4 protein-coding genes are annotated in these 6,533 nt (G+C 44.2%); 2 read left to right on the top strand and 2 right to left on the bottom strand.

Annotation, left to right across the window (positions count from 1 at the left end):
* Nucleotides 1–174 precede the first annotated feature (174 nt).
* A complete protein-coding gene (locus JCM16496_RS24745) occupies nucleotides 175–306 on the top strand; it encodes a hypothetical protein (protein ID WP_262482789.1) in 132 nt (43 codons plus the stop codon).
* Between the two features lie 83 nt (nucleotides 307–389).
* Nucleotides 390–2,768 carry a hypothetical protein gene (locus JCM16496_RS20275; RefSeq protein ID WP_128809769.1) on the top strand — a complete coding sequence of 793 codons (2,379 nt, stop codon included), beginning with the start codon at nucleotides 390–392 and terminating at the stop codon, nucleotides 2,766–2,768.
* 393 nt (nucleotides 2,769–3,161) lie between these two features.
* Here the strand turns inward: JCM16496_RS20275 and JCM16496_RS20265 are convergent, their stop codons facing one another.
* Entirely contained in the window at nucleotides 3,162–4,829 is a 1,668-nt protein-coding gene (locus tag JCM16496_RS20265; RefSeq protein WP_025836341.1) for a translocation/assembly module TamB domain-containing protein, read from the bottom strand.
* Between the two features lie 32 nt (nucleotides 4,830–4,861).
* Nucleotides 4,862–5,644: a hypothetical protein gene (locus tag JCM16496_RS20260; RefSeq protein WP_128809768.1), complete on the bottom strand. Its 783-nt coding sequence runs from the start codon at nucleotides 5,642–5,644 to the stop codon at nucleotides 4,862–4,864.
* Between the last annotated feature and the right edge of the window lie 889 nt (nucleotides 5,645–6,533).

Genomic DNA, 6,533 nt, shown 5'->3' with positions numbered 1-6,533 from the left:
GTGGGGCTATGCGCAGGTTTGTATCTTATATGCAGGGGCAATTCGACGACCGATTACACCTTATTATACATAACTCTCGGATAGTAAGCAATAGGTATGGCGATAAGCGGCATCGCAATGATATAGCGAAATAGGAATAACAATTAATATTATTAACAACTAATTTTTACGATTATGAAAATGGAAAAAGAAATGATGTACGAAGCTCCGGCAGTGGAAGTGCTGGAAGTGACTATTGAGAAAGGATTCGAAGCTTCAGTGCCGGGCGGCGTTGTTGATGGAGAAGACCACGGCGGCTCTATCTAAAGAAAACTTTCTGAAGAAGAGGAAAAGTATCCCCCTTGTTAAAAACAAGAACTGATTAATAATTAAATTCAAATTAAATGAAAATGAAAACAAAGAATTTATTTTTTGCGATGCTTATGGCTCCGGCCATATTCACGGCCTGCTCAAATGAAGACTTCATTGACCAGACTGCGAAGGAAGGCGAAGCCATTTCCGGTAAGGACGTCACACTGGTATTACAAGGAGATGCCGACACCAGAATGGTGTACGAACCGGGAGAAGAGAACAATAACGTTTGGAGTGCAAGTGCTTATAAGTGGCAATTGCCCGGTGCAGCTCCCACTGCTGCGAATGCCATAGACAAACTTGGCCTCTGCCGCGTGATGAACAATATGGCTACTACCAATTATCTGTTCTTCCCTACCGCTGTTCGCTCTCAAGGCCAGTTGAACTGGGTGACTGATGTAAACGCAGAGGGTACAGGCGCTAAATTCAGCACTGAGAACCTGACGCTTTTCACAGGAAACTACATCGCTTACTATCCTTATAGCGAAGCTGTTGTAAACGACGGTCCCATTAAGCTGTCGTTGAAGCAGGCACAGGTGCAGGATGCAACCGCAGGACAAGAAGCTGACCATGTAGCTGCAAACGGTTTTGCCATTTCCGACCCCATCAAGCTGGAAGGCGGAAAGGTGGTTGATGCAAACTTTACTTTGCAACAGCTCTATTCTACCATATATGTACGCTTGAAAGGTAACGTGAACAACTTTATCTCTGTATCTTTGGAGAGCGACAACGAGATATTCCCGGTAGAGGCTACGTTGGACGTAACGAAGCTGTCGGGCAAGAAAGCGTCGGAACTGACCGCTGAAGACTTGACTGTCACCAAGAAAGTCAGCCACATCGACTTGACTTTGAATGCAGCTCAAAATCTGACCGGCAACTATCAGACTTACTACATGACTTTGATGCCGGGCACCTATACGGGCGTGAAGGTTGTTTACCGCACACAGAGCGGCTATAAGGTAGAGGCATTGGCAGGTGCTATCACGACCAAGCCCGGTTCATTCCTCGACTTGACCAGAACATTGGACGGTTCTACGTTTACTCCTTATAGTATTAGCGACAACATCATCGTGAACGATGCCAGCAGTTGGACAACAGCCGTAGCAGGTGTTGCATCAGTGTCGAACACAACAAAGACGATTATGGTAAATGCGCCTATCAAACTGGATGCTACTAATAAGTTGTTTGTAACCGATATTGACGCTTCTGCTTCCGGTAAAGTCATTGTGAAGGGTGAAAGCATTACTGTGCCTGCCAGTGCATTAGGAACTGCCAAATTCCAGAATGTGATTTTTGAGAACAAGGTGATTCTGGGTGAGGCTGACGGTAAGACAGATTTGACCGTACCTGCCGGTGCCAACATAACATTCAATGACTTGGAGGGTGTGATAGAGAACACCGGAGCTAAGTCTGGCATTACAGTAACAGGACAAGCAACCACTGCCACTGTTCTGAATCTGAAGAATGCTACAATTCCGGGTGATATTGTTGTAGGTGATGCAACAGCAAGCACTTTGGCTGCACTGAACGTAATTGACGGTGGTACTCTGACTACTTACGGACAGGTAGATTTCCCAGGTACAAGCACGGATAACCTTATCCACATACAGAAAGGCGCGACTTGGAACATCGAGAATGGTGCCGTATTGGGAGCTAACGAAGGTAAATTGATGGTAGAAGGTGCTATGAACCAGAATGCCGGTACATTTAACATTGTTGCCAGTAAGGGCGCTTGCGACTTTACAAACGGTACGGTAACCATCAACGGTGGTGAATTTAACGTAGGTGCAGAATTGGAAGCTAAGAGAAGCAATCCTGAAGTTGCAGGTACTATCACAAACAAGGGCGGTATCGTTTACGTAACCAATACTTTGTTTAATGATTGGGCAAAGAACGGAAAGTCTGCATCATTCAAGAACAACGCCGGTGAATACTATGTATTGGGCTTCACGACCAATGCCGCTTTGACCAAAGCTATGGGTGAAGCCGCTACCGGAACAGGCTATAAGCAAGCTACCGGATTTGAATTGGCTCCTTCTAGTGAAGAAAATTGGACAATCAGCGATGTAAACGCCAAGTTCAATTATGACCTGCTGCTGAATGCAACTACGGCTAAAATTATAATGACAATGCCGGACAACGCAACTTGCACGGTGAATGGTGACCTCATTATAAATGGAACAACGAATGCCGTAACTATCGACAAGAGTACTGCTGTAAGCGGCGCTTCCTCCAGCTTCAGTGTAAACAACATTGTTGTTGACGCCGAAGGTAAATTGACTATCGGTACAAGTGCATACAATCAGGTATTCAAGGTAACGGCAAAATCTTGCTATGTGGCAAATGGTGCAGAATTTGGATTTGCAAGCAATCTCGTTGGTTGTACTCCGAGCGGTGACGGTGTAATTAACAAATAATCCGCCGTCCCCCTTACATCGGGCAAAGGTTTACGGAGGTTTGTCCTCCGAACAACCGATAAAACATCCCCGTCCCTCTCGTCTTCCGAGTGGGGCGGGGATTTTGCAGTGTTACTGCGATCCCTTTGCAACGTTACTGCATCCCCACTGCAGAACTACTGCAACCCTTTTGCAGCGTTACTGCAACGCCTTTGCAGTGTCACTGCAACCCTTTTGCAGTGCTGCTGCAACGCCTTTTGCAGCGCCACTGCAAAAGGAATGCAGAAGTTTGCAGTGGGAACTTGCTGACTATCAGCATAGGAACTGAAAGAGGCCATCTCCCAAGGGAGATGGCCTCTTTGTTGGTTTATTCGATAATCCGGAATGGATTATCAATCAAGAAGCGCGGTTGGCTTAAATTTCATTCTTCTGAGTGATTGTCACTGTCGCATTTTCACCTGTCTTTTCAAGGTTGTTATGCGTGATGATTGTTGCAGAACCATCAGCCAATGTAACCTTTCCGGCTACAGTCAGTTTGGCTCCTCTCAATACCTCGTTTGTAGTGCCAACTAAAGTCAATGTCTGTGCATCTGCAGAAGTCAATATGACATTTCCTGCTACGGTAACAGTTTTGCCAGAGTCCATTGTCATACTTTCTTCCAAAGTCACTGTACCACCTTTCAGGCACAAGTTGTACTTCTTGAGGATATCTGCTTTACCGTCTTTAATTGTGTAATTACCATTGATAATCAAATCAGTAACACCCGTCAACGCACCTGATATATCACTATCTTTGTTGATAACCAAAGAAATCTTTTCTGTTGCAGCATTACCTGTTACTGTTGCATCAGTGCTCTGCATCACGATACTACCTTGCGTCCATGCTGTATGTGTAGCTGTGAAAGTCAAAGTACCGGATACCTCAACAACCGCATCGGCATCATTCTGAGTAAGAGCATTTGCGGCAGCTTCAGCCAATGTTCCGTTTACCACAATCTTACCCTTATTAACTGAGCTTGCTTCTGCAGTCAACGTAGCGTCTTTCGCTACATTAATCACGGCAGCAGCCTTTTTCGGGTTTGCAGTAGCAGCTGCATTCTCAAATTGCATTGAGTTGGTACCAAGGTTGATGTTCAATGTAGCACCGGCTTTATTCTTGAACTTCGCATTAGCAACCAGAGTACCATTCTGATTGAATATGCCGTTGTTCTTGAAGTCCGCAGCGATGGTTACAGCAGCAGCATTAGTAAATGTACCATTGTTTTCAACAGTAGCACCAATGGTAATGTTTCCTCTTTGTCCACTGTTGTTAACGGTTTTCAGTTTAGCATTGCTTATTTCCAGCGTACCTTCATTATTGATGGTTGTCACAGCACCCTGCAATGTTACTTCACCGGAAGTTGCGATATTCAATTCCTTGATGGCTTTCGCTTTGATATCAGCAACGCCTTCGGCAGACATTTTACCTTCTACAGCAAGTTCTTCGGCTTCAAACTTGGAATGTGCGGAGATTTCGGCATCACCCTTCACAATCAGCGGGCTTGCGAACTTCAAGTTCCCCTTGGTAATATCCAAAGAAGGAACTGTGATGGAATGCTTTTCGTTATCAGAACCTACAGTAACCGTTACGCTGTTTTTCGCATTGCTGTAAACCAATTCTTCAGCCAGTTCCAAATCTTCACCAATCTTCAATGTTGCATTCTTGCCCGAAGCGATGGCTTCTTCCAGCTTGGTCTTGAATTGGGATTCCGTGTAAATCACGTCGTCTTGTTCAGTCACGTCCAAAGTCACGTTCAACACCACTTGGCCATTCTCGGCAACAGCGCCACCTTCAGCATTGAATACCTGTGCCAAAGCCTTCTTGCCTTCTTCATCGCTTTCCTTATACACAGTCTTGAATACCATGCCATTCTTTGCAACCACCTTGATAGTTACCTCTTTAGCATCTGCTTTAAAAGGCAGCATAGAGAAGTAGAACGGTTTTGTCAGCGTATTCAGTTCCTTGATAGTGTAATCGGCATTACCGTTCTCTACGGAAAGTGTAAAGTGGTCTACTTCGGAAGAAGCTTCAGGAGCGTACACGGCGGCAGGAAGTTCATCGTCGTTGTAATTAGCTACGGTCGGTGCGGTAGTTCCCGGTTTGATAGACCTTCGGTAACCAAGACGGACTTGCCGGCGCTATAGTTACCTTCTGCATTGGTAGCCATCACGATTACCTTTTCAATGCTCAAGTCCTTAATCATTCCCAAGAGTACTTGGTCTTTAGCACGGAAAGCCAACTTCCAGAGCACCGGAACCTGTGTCAATGTAAAATTGCCGGTCTTCGGGCCACCCGGAACAAACTTTGCCACACCGTAAGAGAACATATTATCGTTCACGGCAGCCAGCGTATTGGTCTTGCAGTCCATCACTTGCTTGGCGTCCACCTTTACAGGAATAGCGTCAGACTTCATGCTTACTGTCGGGTCATAATTGTAGTACAGGATATACGCTCCGGCAAAAGCATTGGTCGGAGAAGTGAACGTAGCTCCCGTTGTGCCTGCGCCCTTGCTCAAGGTAAAGGGGTGATTGGAGTACAAGCCACCATAAACACTTCCGATATTGCTGGTACCACCAGGAGATACTGTTTCTTTATCATCTTCAATCTTTGTCACCATGTGATACCATGCGGCACCAATCTGATCACCTTCCTCCCAGACAGGCTGCAACTTCTCGTTGAATTCAGCCCTTGTATTGGCAATGCCCGGTTTGGTTACATTTATGCTGAAACCCTCTCCCAATGCGATTGCGCCTTTGGTATTTACCGGAGCAGAGCTTTCAGCAAAATCATCGTTTGTACAAGCCACGAAAGTAGCAGACAAGAACAAACTGCTTAAAAATACATGTTTTAACTTCATTGTTTAAATCATTAATTAATTAATAATCGTTTTGTTATACTTTTACGGTTTAGCCTTCAAAAGGAGGTTTGGTGGGGTCATATCCGGTCTGACTTCCATCAAAGCCCACTTCTACTTCCACTTCCAGCACTTCCACTGTTGGAGCTTCATACATCATTTCTTTTTCCATGTTCATAATCGTAAAAAAATTAGTTGTTAATAATATAATAATTGTTGTTTCTCTTTCGTTACGTTGTTATCCAAGTTACTGTGATGGCGGAATATCCATGAACTTTCAAGAAAGAGGGCTTGGTCAGTTCAGCTTTCCTATATATGATAAGGTGTAATCAGTCATCGGATTTTCCTTACATATAAGGTATAAAGCCTGCTTGCAGCCTCACATTTCAGCCTGCAAAGTAAGGACTAAATTTCCTAAACATATTTGGAGGGGGATTTCGTTGTATATCAAACATATAACAGTTTGAGATAATAATAAATATCAAACTTGTAAGACCGATATAATATCAGAATGAATATAATGTATGATACTGATAATCAGCGTACTTATAGCCATGAAGACAGTATGCGGATTCATGCGTAGGAAAATTCTGACACTGATTTTCAATACCAGACAATGAATATGCAATATGTTGATATTCAATAGTCAAACTGTAAAAAGAGAGCTGTAGAATCCACACTTCTGAAACCGTACCGACACTTGATTCCGGCACCACTGACCCAAAAGAGATCAAATTACATGATTGGAGAAGCGAATAAAAATAGTCCTATTCTTTCTCCGATATTCTCCGGCATGATTCTGTTGTTTGTAATGATAGTTTCCCGGATTTCATGGGTATGTTTCCCATTCCGGTACAGCGAGGAATACTATCGGATTTTAGTTTTCCTGCCC

Origin of the sequence: Bacteroides rodentium JCM 16496 (genome assembly GCF_000614125.1) — a bacterium.
Lineage (GTDB): Bacteria > Bacteroidota > Bacteroidia > Bacteroidales > Bacteroidaceae > Bacteroides > Bacteroides rodentium.
This window is presented reverse-complemented; position numbering and strand designations above follow the sequence as displayed.